Origin of the sequence: Pseudomonas sp. Gutcm_11s (genome assembly GCF_028649395.1) — a bacterium.
Classification (GTDB): Bacteria; Pseudomonadota; Gammaproteobacteria; order Pseudomonadales; family Pseudomonadaceae; genus Aquipseudomonas.
The window spans coordinates 233,174-253,225 of record NZ_JAQSUW010000017.1 but is presented as its reverse complement, the minus strand read 5'-3'; the positions used below and the strand labels follow the sequence as shown (position 1 = coordinate 253,225).

The window sequence follows — 20,052 nt, the reverse complement described above, 5'->3', positions numbered from 1 at the left end:
AGATGGAACTGATCTCCCCCAGCATCTACAACCTGATCATCTTCGTACTGGCCATCTACGTGGGCTACCACGTGGTATGGAACGTCACCCCGGCCCTGCACACCCCGCTGATGGCCGTGACCAACGCGATCTCCGCCATCGTCATCGTCGGCGCCATGCTGGCCGCCGCCCTGACCGTGACCCCGCTGGGCAAGGCCATGGGCACCCTGGCCGTGGCCCTGGCCGCGGTCAACGTGTTCGGTGGCTTCCTGGTCACCCGCCGCATGCTGGAAATGTTCAAGAAGAAGGCGCCCAAAGCCAAGGCAGAGGGCAAATAAGATGAGCATGAACCTGATCACCCTGCTGTACCTGGTTGCCTCCGTCTGCTTCATCCAGGCGCTGAAAGGCCTGTCCCACCCGACCTCGTCCCGCCAGGGCAACGCCTTCGGCATGGTCGGCATGGCCATCGCCGTGGTCACCACCGTGTTCCTGGTGTTCAAGCTGGGCGCGGAAATGGCCGATGGCGGCGCTGCCAAGGGCCTGGCCTACGTGCTGGTCGGCCTGCTGGTCGGCGGCACCGCCGGTTCCATCATGGCCAAGCGCGTCGAGATGACCAAGATGCCGGAACTGGTCGCCTTCATGCACAGCATGATCGGCCTGGCTGCCGTGTTCATCGCCATCGCTGCCGTGGTCGAGCCGCAATCCCTGGGCATCGTTCACGCCCTGGGCGACGCCATCCCGGCCGGTAACCGCCTGGAGCTGTTCCTCGGCGCGGCCATCGGTGCCATCACCTTCTCCGGTTCGGTGATCGCCTTCGGCAAGCTGTCCGGCAAGTACAAGTTCCGCCTGTTCCAGGGCGCCCCTGTGGTGTTCAAGGGCCAGCACATGGTCAACCTGGTGATCGGCCTGGCCATCGCCGGCCTGGGCCTGTACTTCACCTTCACCGGTGACATCCGTGCCTTCGCCGTACTGGTGGCCCTGGCCTTCATCATCGGCGTGCTGATCATCATCCCGATCGGCGGCGCCGACATGCCGGTCGTGGTGTCGATGCTCAACAGCTACTCGGGCTGGGCGGCGGCCGGTATCGGCTTCTCGCTGAACAACTCGATGCTGATCATCGCCGGTTCGCTGGTAGGTTCTTCGGGCGCCATCCTCTCGTACATCATGTGCAAGGCGATGAACCGTTCGTTCTTCAACGTGATCCTCGGCGGCTTCGGCGGCGCGGCAGAAGCGTCCGGCCCGGCTGGCGCCCAGGAAGCCCGCCCGGTGAAATCCGGTTCGAGCGACGACGCAGCCTTCCTGCTGACCAACGCCGACACCGTGATCATCGTCCCGGGCTACGGCCTGGCAGTAGCCCGTGCCCAGCACGCGCTGATGGAGCTGGCCGAGAAGCTGACCCACCGCGGCGTCACCGTGAAGTACGCGATCCACCCGGTTGCCGGTCGTATGCCTGGCCACATGAACGTCCTGCTGGCCGAGGCCGAGGTGCCTTACGAGCAGGTGTTCGAGATGGAAGACATCAACTCCGAGTTCGGCCAGGCCGACGTGGTGCTGGTACTGGGCGCCAACGACGTGGTCAACCCGGCCGCGAAGAACGATCCGAAGTCGCCGATCGCCGGCATGCCGATCCTCGAGGCCTACAAAGCCAAGACCGTGATCGTCAACAAGCGCTCGATGGCCAGCGGCTACGCCGGCCTGGACAACGAACTGTTCTACCTCGACAAGACCATGATGGTCTTCGGCGACGCCAAGAAGGTGATCGAGGACATGGTGAAGGCGGTCGAGTAACACGCCCTCCCAACAGCGAAAAACCCGGCCAACGCCGGGTTTTTCGTTTCAACGCGGCCAGTTATCCTGCTGCACAAACAAACAGGACCGCTGCACATGCTTTTCAGTGCATCCATCTTCATCTATGTCTTTCTGCCCCTGACACTTGCCGGATATTTTCTGCTGGCACGGCTTGGGCACGGCTCCTTTTCGCGCCTGTGGCTCGCGGCCGCCTCCCTGCTCTTCTATGGCTACTGGGGACCGAAGTACCTGCTCCTCATTGGCCTCTCGATCATCGTCAACTATCTCCTAGGCACTCGTATTTCACGCCTGGTATTGACCAATGACGGCCCTACTCGGCATAGCAGAGCCCTGTTGCTGATGGGTGTCCTGCTGAACGTCGCCGGGCTCGTATACTTCAAGTACACCGACTTCCTCATCCAGACGTTCAACACCCTCAGTGGCAGCCAGCTGGCTAGCCTCAACCTGCTGCTGCCGCTGGGCATCAGCTTCTTCACCTTTACCCAGATCGCCTATCTGGTGGACTGCAGCAGATCCGGGGTGAAGGACTACAGCCTGGCCAACTACACCCTGTTCGTCACTTTCTTCCCGCACCTGATAGCCGGCCCGATCGTTCACCACAAGGACCTGATGCCGCAGTTCGCAAGCACCCGCAACCTGCGCTTCCGCCTGGATAATTTCTCGCTCGGCCTATTCGTCTTTGCCATCGGCCTGGTGAAGAAGGTGCTGATCGCGGACAACCTGGGACACTGGGCCAATGCTGGCTATGCCAGCGAGCAGACACTGACCGTGATCGAAGCCTGGAGCACCAGCCTGCTCTACAGCTTCCAGTTGTACTTCGACTTCTCAGGCTATTCGGACATGGCTATCGGCCTCGGCCTGATGTTCAACATCAGCCTGCCTCAGAACTTCAACTCGCCCTACCAAGCCAAGAACATCCAGGACTTCTGGCGCCGCTGGCACATGACGCTGTCCAGCTGGCTACGCGACTACATCTACATCCCCCTCGGCGGGAAGCGGGCAAGCCTGCCGCGCGTCTATTTCAACCTGTTCGCCACCTTCCTGATCGGTGGCATCTGGCATGGCGCAGGCTGGACCTTCCTGATCTGGGGCGCGCTGCATGGCGCCGCAGTCGTGGCGCATCGCGGCTGGCAGGATCTGGGCATGAGGCTTCCCGGCTGGCTGGGCTGGGGCGTGACCTTCTTGTTCGTGAACTTCGCCTGGGTATTCTTCCGCGCCGAAGATCTGCCAGCGGCACAGCGCATGCTCTCCAGCATGCTCGGCCTGGGCGGAGTTGGCATTGGAAGGCTAGGCAGTGCCCTGTTGCCTCTCGAGGCAATGCTCAGCCTGGGACTGGCCGCACTGCTGGCCTTCCTGGCGCCGAACTCCCAACAGATCGCCGGCCTGATCCCCCACCAGGGACGCCTGCGCTTCAGAGAGGGCCTGGTAGCGGCGACGCTGGTCGGCTTCGCCTTCTTCTACGCACTGGTCGCACAGATCCAGAACACACCCTCGGACTTCCTCTACTTCAACTTCTGACAATGGCGATAGCGATAGCGATGCGCGAATCGAGATTCATCCTGGCCAGCCTGGCGAGCTTCATGCTGCTGGGCGTCGGATATTTCCTGCTCATTGATCGCCTGGCCATCGCAGACGTACCGCTGGGCAAGTCGTACCGCCAGTTCCTGCTCAGGGCCACCGACGACGTACCGAATCGCATCATCGTGGACAGCGGCTCAAGCGCCATCCACTCCATCGATGCGCAGATGCTGGAAACCCACTTCGGGCGGCCGACCCTGATCCTTTCCGACAACGCCGGCTACCCGCTGCGCCACAAGATAGAACGCCTCGCCAATCACCTGAAGACAGGCGATACGCTGATTCTCCCACTGGAATGGCTGCAGTACCGGGCCGATGATGCGCTGCCCGCGGACTACGTCCAGTCCATCCTCGATGAGAGTGGCTCCAACGCCTTCTATTACAGAGAGCTTCCCTGGCTGGAACGTATCAAGTTCGTCTATCGCAGCGTCCCGATAAAGCAGGGCCTGCAGGCGATCATCAAACTGAATGGGGTGGAGTCCTGGAACCAACAGATCCCTGCAACCACGCAGGCGTCCTTGCTGCGCTTCGATCAGGAGATACGCCAGGGTGCGCGTGGCAGCCAGCTGATCGAAGTACCACCACCTATCGACCACTTGACCAGCGGTCTTGCCTGCGACCACTACCTGTTCGGGCTATTCGAGTTTCCGGGTATCAGCGAAACATTTCAGGACAACCTGCAGCACCTACGCGCCGTCGAACAGGCCAGCGGAGCCAGGATACTCCTCACCTGGCCCGCGGTTGCCGCACGCGATGGCAACGAGTGCTACCAACTCCTGGGCCTGCCCATTCAGAAATATGCCAACGACATTCGCCAGATGGTCGAGGAACAGGGTTTCACCTTTCTCGGTGAACCCGATCAGAGCCGTTTCGATAGCAGCTGCCTGCTGGACACCTACTACCACGTGCGGGCCAGCTGCGCGAAAGTCCGGACCCAGCGACTGATCCTGCAGCTGGAAGGGGAAGGGTTGAGGTCCGTGCCTATGGACCCCAAGGCCCTGCAGGAGCGGTTGCTGGCACAGCTTCGTCAATACGCTCCGCCACACGACCAGCTCGACGGCAGCCCACCTGCGAGCGGATCGCTGGCGACTGCAGAGAGGAAAACGCCGCCCCCTTGAAGGCGCCGTCTCCTGCAATACCCGCACCCAATCAACTACCTACAACCTACGTCAGATAAGGTCCTATGCTCGGCATTCTGCGCTTCGTTCTCGCCATGCTGGTCTTGCTATCGCACATTCCCGGACTGGGTATGCCGCTGAACCCAGGAGTCACTTCGGTAATCCTGTTCTATTTCATCAGCGGCTATTTGATGGGCCGCAGCTACCAGCGTTTTCAGAAGCAGAGCCTGAGTCCCGTGCGCGACTTCTATACGGACCGCCTGCTCAAGCTGATGCCCCAATACAGTGTGGTGGTCATACTGACCTTCCTGCTGATCCACTGGCTTGGACCAGCTCAACAGACCTTTCTGCTCAACCAGACGGCCGACCCTCTGAAGGTAATGCTGAACCTAGCACTGCTCCCCGCCAACTATGTATTCGCCCCATTAAGCATCGATGCACTGCTGCCCCATCCGATCATTCCACCGGCCTGGTCGCTGTCCACTGAGTTCCATTTCTATCTGCTGCTGCCGGTGATCCTGCTGTGCGGGCGAGGGGGCTTCCTGGCAATCTTCGCCATTGCCGCGACCATACAAGTCGCTGCGATGTTTCATGGAAGCGGCCTATTCAACAGCGACAACTTCGGCTATCGCTTCATCTTCGGCGTCTTGGTCTTCTTCCTGGCCGGGCTGGCCTATGGCAGGCGCGAGGAGGCCTTCTATCGCAATATCGTGCGACTCTACTTCGCCCTTTATCTAGGCATGCTCCTGATCGTTGCTCCCAGCCTCGGCCTGTATGCCAACTCAAAAGTGCAGGAGCTGCTACTCGGCGCCTGCCTGGCCATTCCGCTGCTGGGCGCTGCGCTGCAGATGAAAAATACCGAGGCCTGGTTGAAACGAGCGGACGATCTACTGGGGCGGCTGGCCTACCCCATCTTCATCAGCCACACTCTGGTGTTCTTCTGCAGCGAGAAGCTGCTCGGACTGACCCCGTCGCAGGGTGGATCACGCTATGTGCTCGTCGTCGTTGCGGGCAGCCTCATCACCTCGTTGCTGCTGATCAGACTGCAAGCTCAGGTAGACAACTATCGCATCGCCAAGCGCGGCTTCGCCTCGATGAACGGGGCTGTCAGCCGCTGAGCAGCTCGTCATAGAGCGCCGCCATCTGGCGGCCCATGCGCTCCGCGGTAAAGAGCTCCCGATACCGCTCAACGGCACGTTGTCCCATCTCGTCGGCGCGCGCTGGGGAGTTCCATAGCTCGGCCATCGCCCCGCGCAGAGCAGGCGCATTACTGGGCGGTACCACCAGCCCGGTTTCCCCATGCAGGTTGATGTAGCTGGTGCCACTGCCAATCTCACAGGAGATCATCGGCTTGCCGTACATCGCAGCCTCCAGCAGGGAAATGCCGAAAGCTTCGGAGCGCAGATGTGACGGGAAGACGAAAGCGCTGCACAGCTGCAGCAGCGCATACTTGTCCTCCTCGTCAACACGACCGACGAAGTGGACATTGCTCAGCTTCAGCGCGGCAGCCTGGCTGCGCAGCTCTTGCTCCATAGGGCCGGCACCGGCAATAACCAGCGGATAACCTGTGTCGGCCACAGCCTCCAGCAGGATATGCAGTCCCTTGTAGTAGCGCAGCACACCCACGAACAGGAAGAAGCGCGTGCCCAGCCGGCTACGCCAATGCTCCAGGCGCTTCTCGGATGGCTGCGGACAGGCAGCCTCATCCAGGCCGTATGGAATCACCTGGGTCTTGTCACGGAAGCCTTGCAGTACCTCACTGCTCTCCAGGTAGTTGGGCGAAGCGACAACGATACGCCCGGCCTTGGAGAGAAAGTGCCGCATCAACGGGCGATACAGATGCAACAGGTACTTCTGGCGCACGATGTCGGAGTGATAGGAAACCACGAATGGCTTGTCTATCCGCGCCGCAAAATGCGCTACGTCCATGAATGGCCAGGGAAAATGGTAGTGAACCAGATCCGCCTCACGGGCCAGGGAACTCAGCTGACCCAAGGCAGAGAAGGAGAAACCGGTTGAAGCCACCTGCATGTCGAGTCTGGCCCGATGTACCTTGTGCGTACCGACCATCAGCTCGGCCTGATCGCGATCCGCACTGAGCGTCAGCACCTCGCTATCCACACCGATGGGCCGGGTACTTTCGCACAGCTGATAGATCACCTGCTCTATGCCACCAACGGTCTCCGGCAGATAGGTCTTGAAGAAATGCAGTACTCGCACTAGCCAATTACCTCGCGGTACACACCAGCGGTGATCTGCGCACAGCGCTTCCATGAAAACAGTCGAGCTCGCTCCAGGCCGGCTTCTCGCAATCTCTGCCAGAGTGGTTGATCCTCGATCAGCTGCCGAATGGTCTGTGCATAGACCTGCGGATCCGTATCCTCCATATAACAACCTGCCTCGCCCGCCACTCCCGGCAGAGCAGAGTTTCGCCCGAGCACTACCGGCGTACCGCTTGCCATCGCCTCCAGTACCGGCAAGCCGAAACCCTCGTATAGGGAAGGGAACAACAGCATGCGCGCACCTGCCAAAAGCTCAGCCAGTTGCTCGTCCGGTTGATAGCCGAGCAAGCGTACCTGGCCAGAAGACAAAGCCGAACGCAAGCTGCCCTGTAGCCGCTCGGTATGCCAACCCGACATGCCCGCAAGCAACAACGGGTAACGGCTGCGAATTGCCTCGGGGAGCGCCATGTAACCACTCAACGCCAGCTCGAGATTCTTGCGCGGTTCGAGGGTACCAACACAGAGCAGATACTGGCGGGGGAAAAGCCCCATCGTCGCCAGCACAGGAGCCAGATCCTCATCCGCCCGTGGCCGGAACCGCTCGGCGTAACCGAGAGGCGCGACCACCATTTTTTCGGCGGCAATACCGTAGTGGCGCCGAGCCTCATCGGCTACGTACTGCGAGTCGACCAGGACTCTGGTTGCACGCTGCAGCCCCGTCTGGACATGGCGCTCGATCTCGCGCAACCGATCTGCCGGCTGGGTATACGGGTAATGTACATGCGCCAGGTCATGCAAGGTCATTAGCATCGGACCATCGAATTCGAATGGCCAGAGGCTGGGCTCATGATAAAGCGCAGGTCGAAGCAGCCGAACACCGCGGGTAAAGCCACGCTGCTCGACCGCACGGCGCACACGATACGCCTGCGGGACGAAATCCTTGATCAGGTTGCTGAGGCGCGAGTACCCAGGCATCGGCGCAGAAGGTAGTTCGTCCCCCCATTTCCACCCGCCATAGAGTTCGAGCTCGAGACCATCCTCACCGCGCAGCGCCTCGCACAACTCAGCGACATAGTGGCCGATGCCGGTGCGCGGTGCCCGCAGGATGCTGACGTTAAGCGCTACGCGCATGCTGCCCCGCCCGGCCAGCAGCACTGCCCGCCTCGACACCTTCGATCAGCTGTCCTGCGCTCTCGCGCCAATCGATCCAGCTCCAGCCCGAAAGCGCGCGGGCTGCCGGGAACTGACCACTCACCTCGAAGCGCCGGACCAGCTCGGCAAGGTCGGCCGGACGCTCCAGGCCGAAGTAGGCCATGTACTCCCCGCCAATCTCACGAAACACAGGCAGGTCGCTACCCATGGCCGGCAGGCCACGCTGCATCGCCTCGACAAGAGGCAAGCCAAAGCCTTCGGCGTGAGAGGAGAACACCAGAGCAGCGGCTTTCGAATAGGCCAGCTCGAGTCCGTTGTCATCGACATCGTTGAACATGAACAGGCGGCGACCAAACTCCGCGTGGTCGCGAATGCGCTTGATCAGAGCCTCGCACTTCCAGCCAACGCGGCCGACGATGCACAAGCAGGCCTGGCTACCCTCGGCCCATGCCAGCTCGAACGCGTCCAGCAGATAGGCGTGATTCTTGCGCGGTTCTATGGTGCTCACCGCCAGGAAAACCTGGCGATTGGAATCGAACAGGTCTATCAGGTCTGCCGTTGGCGTTCCCGCCTCATCACGCAGGTCCAGCTCGGAGCCCAGGTGGAAATAACCGTACCAGCGCTCGGCCGCAGCGTCTCTACCCAGGCGGCGAGTGATCTCATCGCTTACCTGCTCGCTGACGCTCTGCGAAATCGACATGTAGCCGTCGGCCTGGTGCACCACCCAATCGAACCACATGTTGAAGACGCCACGCAGGCGCTCCTCGAAGAACTCCGGGCGCACCACCGGGATCAGGTCGTATATGACCGCAATCACGCCCACCCCGCGGCGCTTGAGCCCCTCAATCTGGGCAAAATGCTGGGCATGCCATGACGAGTCGAGCAGAACCAACTGGTCGCCAGGCTGAGCCTCGAAAGGCTCGGCACGCTGCTGCAAGGGATCGTAACCAAGCAGTCGCAGCACTCTCATGGCAACTGCCAGGGGTAGCCCGAGCAGCCGCCAGAGCACGAAGAAAACACGTCGCGCGTTATGCCAGCGACACATCGGCCAATGTTGCTCGTAGCGTCCATGCAGGCGCCAGAAGGCCTGGTTCAGGCGTTCCAGCCAGGCATAGGCGCGAGCCGGCAGGGTTTTTCCTTCGTCCCCCGGCAACAGCTGACGAACCCTGTACAGCCGGTTGTGCGCGAACAGAACGGGCACGCATTCAATATCGCCGGAGACGTTATCCAGTTGGCGCACGATATTGCGCACAACGCGCTGGATACCGGAGTTGACTCCCGGGCTGCGGAACACGTTGGTGCACTCGAACAGCAAGCGGCTCACACGACTCCTCCTCGCATGACGCTGGCCTTGGCATTCAGCCAGGTGTTGCCAACGAACTGTTCATGTTGCCGGTTATGTACATGGAGGATGGCGGCGTAATCACGCCATTCGTAATTCCCGTCCAGATGCGAGTCAGCCTTGGTGAGACTCAATGACAGCGAGTAATTTCCCGGTCCCAGCAGCATGGGGAAGTCGAAACGGAAGGTGAAGCGATCCCCCACCTTCGGTGCCAGAACGGTCTGCTCGAGTCGGTGAGTATTGATGCCATACATCGCCAGGCCAAATCGGTCCTTCAACAAAAAGCCAAGATCGAGGCGCTCAAGATCCGCATTCACCCCGATGTCGACTTCCAGCGACATCGGTTCTCCGACCTCGAACACCTCACTTGTAGCGCCCTTGTCATCGAACATGCGCACGGCGAGGATGCTGGCTTCGGCCGTTCCAGAAATGGTCTGCACATGACCGGTTTCCAGCACCTGCTGACGGATCGACTGGCCGTCACGGTCGGCCATTAATGCGTTGTAGTAATCGAGCACCGCCTCAGGGCTGCCTTGCATCAGGAGATCTCCCTGATGCAGCAGCAAGGCTCGATCACAGATCGACTGTATCGCGTAGCGATCGTGAGAAACGATCAGCAGGGTGGTGCCCTGACGCCGGAACTCGCGAATGCGCTCGAAGCTCTTGTGCTGGAAATAGGCATCGCCAACCGAGAGGGCCTCATCGACGATCAGGATATCGGGGCGGCGGGCGGTAGCCACGCTGAATGCCAGGCGCATCTGCATGCCACTGGAATAGGTTCGGACCGGCTGATCGATAGCCGCACCGATCTCGGAGAAAGCCACGATGTCCGGCAGGAGTTGCTCAACCTCATGGACCGCCAATCCGAGCAACTGACCCGCCATCAGAGCATTCTGTCTACCCGTGAAATCGGGGTGGAAACCCATGCCCAGCTCCAGCAAGGCCGCAACTCTTCCCTCAAAGCTGATACGGCCCGTGCTGGGTATGCTGGTACCGGTAATCAACTTGAGCAGCGTGCTCTTTCCTGCACCGTTGGCACCGATCAGACCTATCGCTTCACCAGGTTGCACATCGAAGCTGACATCCCGGAGCGCCCATCTCAGCTGGTGGCGCGCGCCCCTCCACGGCATCAACCATTCAGCCAGGCGCGCCCAGCGTGTCGGATACTGCTTGAAGGCTTTGCCCAGCCCTTGCACGCGAACCCAGCCCATCAGAGCTCATCCAGCATGTCGGAGGTCTTGGCACGGTATAGCAGCAGTGCGAGCACGCAGCTGACCAGCCCTGCTACCGCGACAGGCACTAGCTGCTGCCAGCCCGGCCAGGCATCGTGAAGGAAAAGCGCCTGATAAGCCTGCATCAGCCCACTCATCGGATTGAGGGCCAGCCAGGGCTGGAGAGCGGGAGGCAGAATGTTCATTGGGTAAACGATGGGGGTCAGCCAGAACCAGAGTTGCAGGCCGATGGCGAACAGCTGGCCAACATCGCGAAAGAACACGTTGAGAACCCCGAGCAGCAGGCCTAGCCCGAGAGCAAAGAGCAACTGCAGACCGACCAGTAATGGCAGCGCCAGCACCGCTTCGCCTGGAAAACGGCCGATCAGGGCCAGCACGAGGAGGAACAGCCCCACAGTGATGGCGAAGTTGAGTAGTGCCGTGAGCGCCACAACGATCGGCAGGCACAGGCGCGGAAAGCTGAGCTTCTTGAGCAGATTGGCGTTATCGAGAAACATCGCCAGACTGCGATTCAACACCTCGGCAAACAGCCCCCAGGTCAATATGCCGGCGCAGATGAAGATGCCGTAGGCCAGCCCATCGTCTACACCCGGAAGGCGTGCGCGCATGACCTGAGAGAAGATCAGCGTATAGATAAGGATCATCGCCAGAGGCTGCAGCAGGGGCCAGAGAGCCCCCAGCAGAGAGTTTCGATAGCGACTCTGGAACTCACGTTTGACGCTACTGAGGATGAAGCCGCGATAGACCCACAGGTCGCGGCGAAGTAGTAACTGCACTAGCGCACCCTGCCGTAGTGATCCTCAAAACGGACGATATCATCCTCGCCGAGGTACTCACCGCTCTGCACTTCGATCATTACCAGGTCGATAACACCGGGGTTCTCCAAGCGGTGCTTGTGGCCAGCCGGAATGAAGGTCGACTCGTTGGTATTCACCAGCAAAGGCTGCTCGCCGCCGTTGACGACCTTGGCCATACCACTGACGACAATCCAATGCTCACTACGATGGTGATGCATCTGCAAAGAGAGTGATCCTCCGGGCTTAACCACGATTCGCTTGATCTTGAAGCGTGGTCCTTCTTCAAGCACCGTATAGGTCCCCCACGGGCGGGTGACCGTACGATGCAGCCTGTAAGAATCATGATTGCGGAGCTTGAGCTGCTTGGCGACCTGACGAACTTCCTGAGCTCGGTCGGCACGCGCGACCAGAACAGCATCGGCGGTATCTACCACGATCAGATCATCCACACCGACGGTGGCGATCAGGCGATTGTCGCCAAGGATGAAGGTGTTGCGCGTCTCGACCAGTATCGCATCGCCCTGCACTCGGTTCTGCTGAGCATCGGCCGGAACCAGCTGGGATAGCGCGCTCCAGGAGCCAATGTCACTCCAGTCAAAAGTTGCAGGAATCACCGCGACCCGCTTAGAGCGCTCCATAACGGCATAATCAATGGAGATGTCTGGTAGGCGAGCGAAGCTCGCGGCCTGTAGCTCGTGCAGAATATTGCCTGCGCTTTCCTGAGCGGGACTAGCGCTCAAGCACTCCTCCGCCAGCTGGACTATTTCCGGAGCATGCTCACCTAGCTCACGCAAAATACTGCCTGCAGTGAAACAGAACATGCCCGAGTTCCACAGGAAGCGACCGCTCTGCAGATACTCTTCCGCAGTTTGCAGATCCGGCTTTTCAACAAAGCACGCAACCCTGCAGCCACCTTCACTATCCAGAGCCTCTCCGGATTCGATATAGCCGAAGCCGGTTTCGGGGGCCGTCGGTCGAATACCGTAGGTAACGAGATGGCCGCTTTCAGCGAGCTCCAGCGCGTGCGCGGTGGCCCGCTGAAAAGCAGCGAGGTCTTGAATCAGGTGATCCGCCGCCATGATCACCAATAGAGCATCCTCGCCGTACTGCTTGGCCACCAGGCTAGCCGCCACGGCAATGGCGGGCGCCGTGTTACGCCCCTCCGGCTCGAGCAGAAAATGGGAGCTGTGCAGCGGCAGATTGGCCTCGCCGAACTGATCCTTGCTGGCAAAGTAGTGCTCGCGGTTGGTCACCGTGAGAATGGCACCACCCTGCGGGATCAGGGCGGCGGCCCGCAAATAGGTCTTGCTCAGCAGGCTTTGGCCATCGGGTAGGCGCATGAACGGCTTGGGATGGCCTTCACGAGAAACCGGCCACAACCGGGTACCAGCGCCTCCGGAAAGAATCACGGGAACGAGAGTCATCTACTTACTCCCGACCGACACGCTGCAGGTCAGCGTCAACCATCATCTGAATCAGTTCGGCGAGGCTGGTCTTCGGCTTCCATGCGAGCTGACGCTCGGCCTTAGCAGGATTGCCCAACAGGATTTCTACTTCGGCAGGACGGAAGAACTGAGGATCGATAACCACATGCTCCTCATAGCTGAGGCCCACATGCTCGAACGCCAACTTGCACATATCACGCACCGTAGTAGTAACCCCGGTCGCGACCACGTAATCGTCAGGTCTATCCTGTTGCAGCATCAGCCACATGGCTTCGACGTAATCACCTGCGAATCCCCAGTCGCGCTTGGCATCGATGTTACCCAGGCGCAACTCTCGCTGCTTGCCAAGCTTGATGCGTGCAACAGCGTCCGTGACCTTGCGCGTCACGAACTCGATGCCCCGCAGAGGCGACTCATGGTTGAACAGAATGCCGCTGGAGGCGTGCAGGTTGAAACTTTCGCGGTAATTGACAGTAATCCAGTGACCGTAGAGCTTCGCCACGCCATATGGGCTACGAGGGTAGAAAGGCGTGTTCTCGTCCTGGCGTTCAGCCTGGATCAGGCCGAACATTTCACTGGTAGATGCTTGGTAGAAGCGGGTTTCCGGGCTGAACTGCCGAATAGCCTCTAACAGGTGGGTGACGCCCAGACCATCGACCACACCGGTGATAACCGGCTGATCCCACGAGCTACCGACAAAGCTCTGTGCGCCAAGGTTGTAGATTTCCTGAGGTTTAGCCTTGATCACGGCACGCTGAATCGAGCAGGCATCGGCCAAATCGCCTTCCAAGTAGCGAATCTCACCCTCAATGCCCAACTCTCGCAGACGCCAGCGAGTATCGCTGCTGCGGCGTGCTACCAGCCCGTGCACCTCATAGCCCTTTCCAAGCAGCAATTTGGCCAGGTATGCGCCATCCTGGCCCGTAACACCCGTGATCAAAGCAGATTTTTTCATTCTTCTACTACTCTTGCTTCCCAGTCAGAGAGAACACTCTTCAGGGTTTCCGTGATTGAAATGCCGGATTTCCATCCGGTCTGTTGTTGTAGTTTCCAGGAGCTCCCGGCCACTCGGCGCTGCTCACTGGGGCGCAGGCGCGCCGGGTCCTGAACAAGCTCCACCTCAACGCCTGCGATGTTCACCATCTGCTCAATCAAGTCGCGAACGCGATATTCCATCCCAGAGCAAACGTTGTAAATCTCGCCATTCCGCCCACGATCAAGCAGGTGGAAATAGGCGTCCAGTACATCGCGGACATCAAGAAAATCGCGGGTAACGTCGACGTCCCCGACCTCGATACGTGGCGTCTGTAGCCCCAGTCGAATCCGGGCCAGCTGCCTGGCCACTCCCGGAATGACGAAGTCCGAGCGCTGCCCAGGGCCTATATGGTTGAAAGGTCGCGCAACCATGATGCGCCAAGGCTCCAGATAGCTCCACTGCAGGCAGAGCAGTTCAGCGGCAACTTTACTTACGGCATAGGGGTTCCGTGGCCGAGGAAGCAAGGTCTCACAAATTGGCAGATCCTCCTCGTCAACCTGACCATAAACATCCCCTGAGCTGACATACAGGAAGCTGCCACAAAAACCGGACTGTTTAAGAGCCTGCAACAGATTGAGCGTCCCTAGCAGGTTGACCTCGAAAGTCTGCTGCGGGGCCCGGAATGCTTCTGGCACAAAGGTCTGCCCAGCCAGATGAATGACCGCATCCGGACGATCCTTCTGCAGCATTTCCGCCAAGGACGCCGGGTCGAGCAGTTCCAGCCGGTTGTTATCGAGCAAATGCCATGTAGCAATCTGCGGATGCTGTTGTAGCTGTTGACCCACGAAGCCGCTGAGGCCGGTTACCAGTATTTTTCTGGGCATGGCATCAGGCTCCAAGCAGGACAGAGTGGAAATCGACCAACCAGGCCACCGCCCCCCCTACCAATAACCCAGCTGCGATTTCCAGACGGCTATGTCCGACACGTTCACGCAGTGGGTGGGCTCCTACCGATAGCAAGTTCAGCCGCTCGGCTTGCAAACCCACCTGACGCCTCAGGCTATTGGCATCAAGGAGAACGATATAAGCGAGTGTGAGGGCAACGCCAAAAGCAGGAGTATCAATACCTTCTCGCAAGGCAATCAGGGCTGCCATGCTGCCAACAATGGCGCTGTGATTGCTCGGCATACCACCATAACCAATCAGGTCGAATGCCAAACGTCGAGCTCGCAAGCTATTGATAGCGAACTTGCTGCAGCCTGCAATTAACCAGGCTGCAAAAGGCGTGATCAGATATGAGATATCCATCAGTTCGGCCACAACGCATGGGCGCAAGCAGCACACCAGATAAGAACCGTCACCTGGAGCTGCCAGTCACCGAGCAGTGCATCTGTGGGTGATTCGCCCTCATCGCGCGCCTCAACGATGAACCAGTAGCGATAGAGTCCGAACAACACCAAGGGGATGGTCAGCACCAACTCCGGGCGTGTCTGCATGACGAACAGACTATAGAAAAGCAGCGCCCCGGTAGCAGCCATTTCCGCGTAGCGGTCAATGAGTGCAGGGGTGTAGTGATCCAGCACTTCGCGACTGCCGCCACCATGGCTGGCCAGTTCCTGGCGACGCTTGACCGCAGCCAGATAGAGAGCCAGGCAGAGCGTAGTGACAAACATCCAAGCGGAAACCGGCACATTGAGCGCCATTGCTCCCGCATAGACACGCAAGACAAATCCAGTAGCCACAGTGAAGATGTCGATTACCGGCTGATGCTTCAGAACAAAGGTGTATGCAAGATTGATCAGGAGATAGCCGGCAATCACGGGCAGAACCCTGGGAAATGACCACCAACTGAGGATCAACAACAGGTAGAGCAGAGCCAGAGCCGCCAGTGCCAATGGAATAGGGACCAATCCAGAAGCCAGCGGTCGGCTTAGTGATTTCTTGGGGTGCCGCCGGTCCCGTTCGATATCGTGAAGATCGTTGACGATATAGCAGGCAGAAGAAGCCAGGCAAAAGATCGCCATGGCGAACAGGCTGTCGACAATAGCGCCCGAATGGATGAACTGACCGGTAAATAAAAGAGGGGCCAGTACAAACACATTCTTGACCCACTGACGTGGCCGTAGCAGAACGAACAATCCTTGAAGACGCGCTAGAGTGCTGCGCGGCGCTGCGTTAGCATGCATGCCATTTTCCCCGGATGGCTGTGATTATTATGAAGTTGGCGGCGATCTACGCCTTGCTGGCGGCGTTAGCGACCATTTGCAATATCGCCGCACAGGATGCCTTCTTGTTTGCCTATGGGGGCCCTTACGACATTTTCCTGTCAGTCTTGGTGGGCACTGGGGCGGGCCTGATTGTCAAATATGTCCTCGATAAACGCTATATCTTTTGTTTCAAAGCCGACAACATGGCGCACGATGGCCGAATTTTCCTGCTTTACAGCCTGATGGGCGTTTTTACGACGGTGATCTTCTGGGGCTTCGAGTTCACCTTCCATCTCATATTCCAGACCGACACCCTGCGCTATGTCGGGGGAGTCATCGGGTTGGCGATAGGTTATCTGGCCAAGTACAAGCTGGATAAACGCTATGTGTTCCGCGTGGGCGAGAGCGACTAATGAAGCTAGAAGGCTGGGGGCGCTACCCACGGATTGAAGGCCAAACGCTGTGGCCAACGACCATCAGCGACATCCAAGGGATGCTGGACCGCCCCCTGATCCCGAGAGGGTATGGCCGCAGCTACGGCGACAGCGCCTTAGCCCCCATCACACTGGAGACACGCCACTGTCAGCATCTGCTGACCTTCGATGAAGATAGTGGGCTACTGCACTGCCAAGCAGGAACCAGTCTCAGCGATATCCTGGCCGTTTTCGTTCCACGCGGCTGGTTCCTACCAGTGACCCCAGGAACACGCTTCGTCAGCGTAGGCGGCGCCATTGCCAGTGACGTGCACGGCAAAAACCATCACCTCGATGGTTGCTTCAGTAACTGCCTGGAACGAATTGAACTGTTGTTAGCCGACGGCAGCCGCGTTCTTTGCTCGCACTCCGAGCGAACCGAGCTGTTCCGGGCCACCTGTGGCGGCATGGGCCTTACCGGGGTGATCCTCACTGCGACTTTACGCCTCAAAAGAATCGCCAGCGCCCATATCGATCAAACCACGCACAAGGCGGCCAATCTCGACGAGGCCCTGGAGCTATTCGAGCGCCACCATGCGAGCACCTACTCTGTGGCCTGGATCGACTGCCTTGCCCAAGGTGCCGCTCTAGGACGCTCGTTGCTGATGCTGGGCGAACACTCTCCAGAGGGCAATCTGCAACTGCCAAAGAAAGCGGCGCTTAGCATTCCAATAGATATGCCGAGCCTCCTGCTCAATCGCTACTCAATGCAGGCCTTCAACTCCCTTTACTACAATCGCGTCCGACAAGCCGAGAGCCGCCAGCGAGTCTCATACGAGAGTTTTTTCTATCCACTCGATGGCATACACCACTGGAATCGGCTCTACGGACAAGAAGGCTTTATCCAGTACCAGTTCGTCCTCCCTCGCGAGGCCGGTCGAGATGGACTACATGCCATTCTTCAGCGCATTGCCGCCTCCCGTCGCGGCTCCTTTCTCGCCGTACTCAAGGCCTTCGGCCCAGGTAACAACAACCTGCTGTCCTTCCCGATAGAGGGATACACCCTGGCGCTCGACTTCAAGATGGAGCCGAACCTACTGCCGCTGCTTGATGAACTGGATGCCATGGTGCTCGACCATGGTGGCCGCCTCTATCTCACCAAGGACGCACGCATGAGCTCCACCACCTTCAAACGCAGCTATCCCAACTGGCAGCAATTCCAATCCGTGCGCGCCTCCGTGGGAGCCCTGGGTCGCTTTGCTTCGCTGCAGTCTCGTCGTCTCGGCCTGGATGAATGACATGAAAAAGGTTCTGATCATTGGCGCCACCTCCGCAATTGCCGAGGCCACTGCTCGTGGCTTTGCCAGCCGCGGTGACCATCTTTTCCTGTTGGCGCGCAATGCGGAGCGTCTCGACTCGCTGCTTAAGGATCTGCGCGTGCGCGGTGCTGGCAACGCGCAGGGTGCCGTATTCGATGCCAATGCCTTGCACGATCATGAGCGCCTACTGAGCGAGGCAATGGACACCCTGAGTGGGCTGGACATGGTCCTCATAGCACATGGCACGCTGGGTGATCAGAAGGCCTGCGAAAGCAGCGTCGAGTCAACATTGCAGGAGCTGCAGACCAATGCACTCAGCGTCATCGCACTGCTGACTCGCCTAGCGAACCACTTCGAACGACAAGGGCACGGCAGCATCGCCGTGATCAGCTCGGTAGCAGGTGATCGAGGTCGTCAGTCGAACTATGTGTACGGCACGGCCAAGGGTGCCTTGAGCCTGTTCCTGCAGGGGCTACGTAATCGCCTGAACCGGAGCGGTGTGCAGGTGCTGACGATCAAGCCGGGATTCGTCGACACGCCAATGACCGCAGCCTTCCCCAAGGGGCCGCTGTGGGCCAGCCCGGAGAAGGTGGCAGGCGACATCCTGAGCGCGCTCGACAAACGTCGTGACGTTATCTACACCCCAGGTTTCTGGCAGCTGATCATGTTGATCATCAGGTCTGTTCCGGAAGCGATCTTCAAAAGGCTGTCGCTTTGAGCGCGCTTCACTAAACCGCTTCCAGCCAGGCTATCTTCTGCAGCAGAACACTGCTGGCAGTCTATCTTGAGGCGCCCAGCAGTCTCGCGTCGCTACTTCGGCATGAGCGCGGCATGCCGATTTACCGGTATAGCCAATAAAGAACTCAAACCCAACGGGAAGCCAGCCTCGATCTGCCGCTACGCGGCGAACCCCTAGGGCACCCGCCGCAGCTCGGGGCGGCGCACATATGCCGCTAGATCATCATCCCACTGGTACTCCTCGGATAGGCGCGGATCACGATGCAAGCTCAGCAAGGTTGGGATCAATGCAGCCTCTCCCAACTTTGGGATGTAGATGACATCCGGGCGACGCGACAACACATAGTTAGCATCAGATTTCTGGTGACCCGGAATCATTAGCGAGCCCTCAATCTGCTCTGCACTTCTAGCGATATGGCGATCTGTCAGCCCCACCAAATCGATAATTGTCATTTCCCGACCGAAATACCCCATCTGGCCAATACCTATCGCCGCTATTAGCTTGGCAGGCGGGTCGAGCTGACGCAGCTTGGCGACCTGAGCCTCGAAGAATGGTTCGGATAGCGGCAGGCTCGGCACCTTCACGCTCTCGCGTTTAGCGGAAAGCGGGAAGGCGGATGTAACCTCAAGCGTTGAGGAGAAATCGGTATTGCGGGGCCACAGACTGTATAGCGAACACAGCACGAAGGCAGGAAGCACGAGAGCTGCCACTAAGCCGACCTTGTTGGAAGCTTTACTGAGCTCAGCAATGCCCAGCAGTGCCCCGGCAATCAAAATTGGTAGCACAGGCAATAGGAAGCGGCCATGGGAGAATACATCCCCCCCTACGACTATCAGATAAAGCGCAATCAGCACGAAGAATGCGAATCCCATGCGATAGGCCCTGCAGCGCAAGGCTACGAGTGCCGGTACCAGCAAAAAGATCGCGCCATCGATGAGAAAACGATACAGATAGGCTGGCCCGTAGTTCAGCGGGATGCCGCCAGTCTTGGCGTAGAAGGTGTTGGGCAGGGCATCGCCGTAGTAGATGACACGGAACGCCGTGAGTCCGGCGATGAACAGTGCGTAGGCCAAACAGGGCAGCGAGAGTCGTAGCAGCTCCGTAAGACGCCTGGGGCGCAGGGCAATCAGTTGCGCCAGCCAGTCGATACCGAGCAACAACGCAGCCAGCAATGCACCTTCCGGGCGAGTCAGGCTAGCCAGGACACAGAAAGCCAATACCCAGCCAATGCGCCCGACCACAAAGGCCACCATTGCGGCAGTCACAAATGCTGCAAAGAGCGGCGTCTCCAGACCAGAAATCGTCCAGGCAGCAAAACTATTGCTCGCATAGAGCAATATCGGGGCACCCAGAGCGAGCCACTGCATTTCCCTGGGCAGCAAGCAACGACTGTAAAAAAAGGTGGCCAGCAACAAGAACACGCCCGAGACGAAACCCAGCCAATGGCCCACCAGGGAAGCACTTCCTCCAAACGCGACCCCGCCAGCCACCAGCAAGGTCCACAGGAGATTGGTATAGCCCTCCACCCGCTCGCCTACGTTGTAAACCAGGCCATGGCCATCGACGAGGTTCTGGGCATACCTGTAGCTGATGTAAGCGTCGTCGATCTGGATCGTGGGTTGAAGGAACTCATAGCCGTACAAACACAACAGGCCGCCCAGCACAAGGAGGGTGAGAGCAAACGCCTTGGATGGACGCTGAAATACGGAAGGCATATTCATGGG

19 protein-coding genes are annotated in these 20,052 nt (G+C 59.1%); 8 read left to right on the top strand and 11 right to left on the bottom strand.

The features are described 5' to 3' along the window. Positions 1-2: 2 nt before the first annotated feature. From PTT45_RS19655 to PTT45_RS19635, 5 genes are all read left to right on the top strand, one after another. Positions 3-317, top strand: a complete 315-nt coding sequence (locus PTT45_RS19655) for an NAD(P) transhydrogenase subunit alpha (RefSeq protein WP_021700956.1) — start codon at positions 3-5, stop codon at positions 315-317. A 1-nt stretch (position 318) separates the two neighbouring features. After that, on the top strand, positions 319-1,767 hold the full coding sequence (locus PTT45_RS19650; protein ID WP_273815617.1) for an NAD(P)(+) transhydrogenase (Re/Si-specific) subunit beta: 1,449 nt from the start codon (positions 319-321) through the stop codon (positions 1,765-1,767). Between the two features lie 360 nt (positions 1,768-2,127). Next, complete coding sequence (locus tag PTT45_RS19645; protein WP_273815616.1) at positions 2,128-3,306, top strand: MBOAT family O-acyltransferase; 1,179 nt, start codon at positions 2,128-2,130, stop codon at positions 3,304-3,306. A 20-nt stretch (positions 3,307-3,326) separates the two neighbouring features. Further along, positions 3,327-4,484 carry a hypothetical protein gene (locus PTT45_RS19640; RefSeq protein ID WP_273815615.1) on the top strand — a complete coding sequence of 386 codons (1,158 nt, stop codon included), beginning with the start codon at positions 3,327-3,329 and terminating at the stop codon, positions 4,482-4,484. A 65-nt stretch (positions 4,485-4,549) separates the two neighbouring features. Further along, a complete protein-coding gene (locus tag PTT45_RS19635; RefSeq protein ID WP_273815614.1) occupies positions 4,550-5,602 on the top strand; it encodes an acyltransferase family protein in 1,053 nt (350 codons plus the stop codon). On the opposite strand, the gene PTT45_RS19630 is transcribed toward PTT45_RS19635, so the two are convergent. Genes PTT45_RS19630 through PTT45_RS19585 form a run of 10 tightly spaced genes read right to left on the bottom strand, consistent with a single transcriptional unit; the run spans position 5,592 to position 15,836 of the window. After that, positions 5,592-6,704 (bottom strand): glycosyltransferase family 4 protein, encoded by a 1,113-nt coding sequence (locus tag PTT45_RS19630; protein ID WP_273815613.1) that lies wholly within the window; start codon positions 6,702-6,704, stop codon positions 5,592-5,594. The genes PTT45_RS19635 and PTT45_RS19630 overlap by 11 nt on opposite strands. Next, entirely contained in the window at positions 6,704-7,837 is a 1,134-nt protein-coding gene (locus PTT45_RS19625; RefSeq protein WP_273815612.1) for a glycosyltransferase family 4 protein, read from the bottom strand. Before PTT45_RS19625 ends, PTT45_RS19630 begins: the two co-directional genes overlap by 1 nt. Next, complete coding sequence (locus PTT45_RS19620; protein ID WP_273815611.1) at positions 7,821-9,182, bottom strand: glycosyltransferase family 4 protein; 1,362 nt, start codon at positions 9,180-9,182, stop codon at positions 7,821-7,823. The genes PTT45_RS19625 and PTT45_RS19620 overlap by 17 nt, the downstream gene beginning before the upstream one ends. After that, on the bottom strand, positions 9,179-10,411 hold the full coding sequence (locus tag PTT45_RS19615) for an ABC transporter ATP-binding protein (protein ID WP_273815610.1): 1,233 nt from the start codon (positions 10,409-10,411) through the stop codon (positions 9,179-9,181). Before PTT45_RS19615 ends, PTT45_RS19620 begins: the two co-directional genes overlap by 4 nt. Further along, positions 10,411-11,208, bottom strand: coding sequence for an ABC transporter permease (locus PTT45_RS19610; protein WP_273815609.1), 798 nt, complete (start codon positions 11,206-11,208; stop codon positions 10,411-10,413). The genes PTT45_RS19615 and PTT45_RS19610 overlap by 1 nt, the downstream gene beginning before the upstream one ends. Then, positions 11,208-12,653, bottom strand: a complete 1,446-nt coding sequence (locus PTT45_RS19605; protein WP_273815608.1) for a mannose-1-phosphate guanylyltransferase/mannose-6-phosphate isomerase — start codon at positions 12,651-12,653, stop codon at positions 11,208-11,210. Before PTT45_RS19605 ends, PTT45_RS19610 begins: the two co-directional genes overlap by 1 nt. Positions 12,654-12,657: 4 nt before the next feature. After that, complete coding sequence (gene gmd / locus PTT45_RS19600; RefSeq protein WP_273815607.1) at positions 12,658-13,629, bottom strand: GDP-mannose 4,6-dehydratase; 972 nt, start codon at positions 13,627-13,629, stop codon at positions 12,658-12,660. After that, positions 13,626-14,534 carry a GDP-mannose 4,6-dehydratase gene (locus PTT45_RS19595; RefSeq protein ID WP_273815606.1) on the bottom strand — a complete coding sequence of 303 codons (909 nt, stop codon included), beginning with the start codon at positions 14,532-14,534 and terminating at the stop codon, positions 13,626-13,628. The genes gmd and PTT45_RS19595 overlap by 4 nt, the downstream gene beginning before the upstream one ends. A 4-nt stretch (positions 14,535-14,538) precedes the next feature. Beyond that, positions 14,539-14,958 carry a divergent PAP2 family protein gene (locus PTT45_RS19590; RefSeq protein ID WP_273815605.1) on the bottom strand — a complete coding sequence of 140 codons (420 nt, stop codon included), beginning with the start codon at positions 14,956-14,958 and terminating at the stop codon, positions 14,539-14,541. After that, positions 14,958-15,836, bottom strand: a complete 879-nt coding sequence (locus PTT45_RS19585) for a decaprenyl-phosphate phosphoribosyltransferase (RefSeq protein WP_273815604.1) — start codon at positions 15,834-15,836, stop codon at positions 14,958-14,960. Before PTT45_RS19585 ends, PTT45_RS19590 begins: the two co-directional genes overlap by 1 nt. Before the next feature lie 29 nt (positions 15,837-15,865). On the opposite strand from PTT45_RS19585, the gene PTT45_RS19580 reads away from it, so the two are divergent. Genes PTT45_RS19580 through PTT45_RS19570 form a run of 3 tightly spaced genes read left to right on the top strand, consistent with a single transcriptional unit; the run spans position 15,866 to position 18,307 of the window. Further along, positions 15,866-16,270: a GtrA family protein gene (locus PTT45_RS19580; RefSeq protein ID WP_273816041.1), complete on the top strand. Its 405-nt coding sequence runs from the start codon at positions 15,866-15,868 to the stop codon at positions 16,268-16,270. Next, positions 16,270-17,568, top strand: a complete 1,299-nt coding sequence (locus PTT45_RS19575) for an FAD-binding oxidoreductase (RefSeq protein ID WP_273815603.1) — start codon at positions 16,270-16,272, stop codon at positions 17,566-17,568. The genes PTT45_RS19580 and PTT45_RS19575 overlap by 1 nt, the downstream gene beginning before the upstream one ends. Position 17,569: 1 nt before the next feature. Continuing rightward, positions 17,570-18,307, top strand: a complete 738-nt coding sequence (locus tag PTT45_RS19570; protein WP_273815602.1) for an SDR family oxidoreductase — start codon at positions 17,570-17,572, stop codon at positions 18,305-18,307. Between the two features lie 194 nt (positions 18,308-18,501). Here PTT45_RS19570 and PTT45_RS19565 read toward each other — a convergent pair whose 3' ends face one another. Further along, positions 18,502-20,049 (bottom strand): hypothetical protein, encoded by a 1,548-nt coding sequence (locus tag PTT45_RS19565; protein ID WP_273815601.1) that lies wholly within the window; start codon positions 20,047-20,049, stop codon positions 18,502-18,504. Positions 20,050-20,052: the final 3 nt, after the last annotated feature.